Annotated in this window: 1 protein-coding gene; it reads right to left on the minus strand. The window is 30.3% G+C overall.

Features of this window, described 5'->3' with window-relative positions; translation table 11 throughout:
- Positions 1-2: 2 nt before the first annotated feature.
- A complete protein-coding gene (locus RI68_RS02835) occupies positions 3-530 on the minus strand; it encodes a hypothetical protein (protein ID WP_017193727.1) in 528 nt (175 codons plus the stop codon).
- Positions 531-765: the final 235 nt, after the last annotated feature.

A 765-nucleotide genomic window follows, 5' to 3' on the forward strand; every position in this document is an offset into this window, starting at 1 on the left:
GATCAGCTATTTCTTGCTTCATCATATAATTCTTTAAGTCTATATCCAACATCTATTAATTCTTGTTCTGGATATCCACCATCTATTAATTGTTTAAGTGTATATCCAGCAGCTAATATGTCTTTATATTTAAATCCAGCTTCTCTTAAATCTGAAACTAGATATCCAGCCTTTCTGAATTCTTTGGCTGTATAACCGCAAGCTTTTAATTGATAAGTTGTAAATCCAGAATCATATGATTCTTTGGGTGTAAATCCAAGATCTCTTAATTGTTTAAGTGTCAATCTAATATCTCTTAAATCTCTCGCTGTATATCCAGCAGCTCTTAAATCTTGGGGTGTAAATCCAGCATTTTTTAATTGTTTAGGTGTATATCCAGCAGCTCTTAATTCAAAAGCTGTAAATCCGCCAGTTTTTAATGCTTCGGGTGTAAATCTAACAGCTTTTAATTGTTTAATTGTATACCCTGCTGCTTTTAATTTTGATACTTTATTCGCAGCATCTCTGAATTCTTTCAATTGTTTAGACATGTAAATCTCCTTTTATTTAATTTTTATTTAAATAGAAAAACAATTTTCTTCATTTATTGCCTACTCTTTAATGATTTCTAGATCAGCTACTTCTTGCTTTAAAACTGAGGCAATTTTAAAACTAACTACTGTTTTAGCGGCTGCTTGTTTAGTTTTACCTGTATGATGAAAAACATTTTTACCTTTTTTATCTTTTTTAATTATTACTTCAGGGTAATTTCTTGCTTCACGGGTT

Source organism: Vaccinium witches'-broom phytoplasma str. VAC, from assembly GCF_000309405.1.
Classification (GTDB): domain Bacteria; phylum Bacillota_I; class Bacilli_A; order Acholeplasmatales; family Acholeplasmataceae; genus Phytoplasma.

Coding starts and splice junctions, on each gene's coding strand:
- RI68_RS02835 (WP_017193727.1), bottom strand. CDS start 530: ATGTCTAAACAATTGAAAGAATTCAGAGATGCTGCGAATAAAGTATCA.